We start from the raw sequence: 2,369 nt of genomic DNA, 5'->3' as shown, positions 1-2,369 counted from the left end.
CAGTCTCCCACCTATCCTACACAAGCCGCACCGAATACCAATACCAAGCTGTAGTAAAGGTCCCGGGGTCTTTCCGTCCTGCTGCGCGTAACGAGCATCTTTACTCGTAGTGCAATTTCGCCGAGTTCGCGGTTGAGACAGTGGAGAAGTCGTTACGCCATTCGTGCAGGTCGGAACTTACCCGACAAGGAATTTCGCTACCTTAGGATGGTTATAGTTACCACCGCCGTTTACTGGGGCTTAAGTTCAGAGCTGCACCCAAAAGGGTTGACTCGTCCCCTTAACCTTCCAGCACCGGGCAGGCGTCAGTCCGTATACATCGTCTTGCGACTTCGCACGGACCTGTGTTTTTAGTAAACAGTCGCTTCTCCCTGGTCTCTGCGGCCATCACCGCTGCCACCAGCAAGTGGTTTCACGGATCAGGCCCCCCTTCTCCCGAAGTTACGGGGGTATTTTGCCGAATTCCTTAACCACGATTCACTCGATCACCTTGGTATTCTCTACCTAACCACCTGAGTCGGTTTGGGGTACGGGCGGCTAGAACCTCGCTAGAAGATTTTCTCGGCAACATAGGATCACTGACTTCCCGCATACGCGGTCACCATCAGGTCTCAGGCACACGATGCACGGATTTACCTATACATCACCCTACACCCTTGGACGTGGACAACCATCGCCACGCAGCAGCTACCTTCTTGCGTCTCTCCATCGCTTGGCTACTACTGTCTCGGGTCCCGGGCTCACACCATCATCACAACACAAAGTGTCGATCAGCAGTGATCACACGGTTAGCATCCACAGCCTCGCCAGGGGCGGTCCTTCGCCGGTTCCGGAATATCAACCGGATGTCCATCGACTACGCCTGTCGGCCTCGCCTTAGGTCCCGACTTACCCAGGGCAGATTAGCTTGACCCTGGAACCCTTGGTTATTCGGTGGACGGGTTTCTCACCCGTCTTTCGCTACTCATGCCTGCATTCTCACTCGTGCAGCATCCACGACTGGATCACTCCGCCGCTTCACTCGCTACACGACGCTCCCCTACCCAACTTTCGTTGCCACAACTTCGGTGGTGTGCTTGAGCCCCGCTACATTGTCGGCGCGGAATCACTTGACCAGTGAGCTGTTACGCACTCTTTAAAGGGTGGCTGCTTCTAAGCCAACCTCCTGGTTGTCACAGCAACTCCACATCCTTTCCCACTTAGCACACGCTTAGGGACCTTAGTTGGTGATCTGGGCTGTTTCCCTCTCGACTACGAAGCTTATCCCCCGCAGTCTCACTGCCACGCTTCACTTACCAGCATTCGGAGTTTGGCTAACGTCAGTAACCCGGTGGGGCCCATTAGCTATCCAGTAGCTCTACCTCTGGCAAGAAACACGTGACGCTGCACCTAAATGCATTTCGGGGAGAACCAGCTATCACGGAGTTTGATTGGCCTTTCACCCCTACCCACAGCTCATCCCCTCAGTTTTCAACCTAAGTGGGTTCGGTCCTCCACGCCGTCTTACCGGCGCTTCAACCTGGCCATGGGTAGATCACTCCGCTTCGGGTCTAGACCCAGCGACTATGACGCCCTCTTCGGACTCGCTTTCGCTACGGCTTCCCCACACGGGTTAACCTTGCCACTGAGCACTAACTCGCAGGCTCATTCTTCAAAAGGCACGCAGTCACCCCGAAGGGCTCCTACGGATTGTAGGCACATGGTTTCAGGAACTATTTCACTCCCCTCCCGGGGTACTTTTCACCTTTCCCTCACGGTACTTGTCCGCTATCGGTCATCAGAGAATATTTAGGCTTACCGGGTGGTCCCGGCAGATTCACACGAGATTTCACGGGCCCCGTGCTACTCGGGAAACAACACAAACAGTGCCAGCAGTTTCGTCTACGGGGGTCGCACCCTCTCTGCCCGGCCCTTCAAGACCGTTCGACTACCACCAACATTTCTAACTGCCCCCGAGGCTGGTAGACCTCGGACGATCGCTCCCACAACCCCGACCACGCAACCCCTACCAGGTATCACACGTGACCGGTTTAGCCTCATCCGCTTTCGCTCGCCACTACTCACGGAATCACAATTGTTTTCTCTTCCTGTGGGTACTGAGATGTTTCACTTCCCCACGTTCCCTCCCTCTACCCTATATATTCAGGTAGCGGTGACTGGACTTGCCTCCAGCCGGGTTACCCCATTCGGAAATCCTCGGATCAACGTCTAGTTATCGACTACCCGAGGCTTATCGCAGATTCTCACGTCCTTCATCGGTTTCTGATGCCAAGGCATCCACCATGTGCCCTTAAAAACTTGACACAAAGATGCTCGCGTCCACTGTGAAGTTCTCAAAAAACAACCCCGCAACCCCAACCACACCACCA

The 2,369-nt window shown here is 54.8% G+C and carries 1 rRNA gene; it reads right to left on the bottom strand.

The features are described from left to right. Positions 1 to 2,304: ribosomal RNA gene (locus HMPREF3099_RS00225) — 23S ribosomal RNA — on the bottom strand; the annotation flags it as partial. Between the last annotated feature and the right edge of the window lie 65 nt (positions 2,305 to 2,369).

This window comes from Kytococcus sp. HMSC28H12 (assembly GCF_001816045.1).
GTDB classification, from domain to species: Bacteria; Actinomycetota; Actinomycetes; order Actinomycetales; family Dermatophilaceae; genus Kytococcus; species Kytococcus schroeteri.
This window is presented reverse-complemented; position numbering and strand designations above follow the sequence as displayed.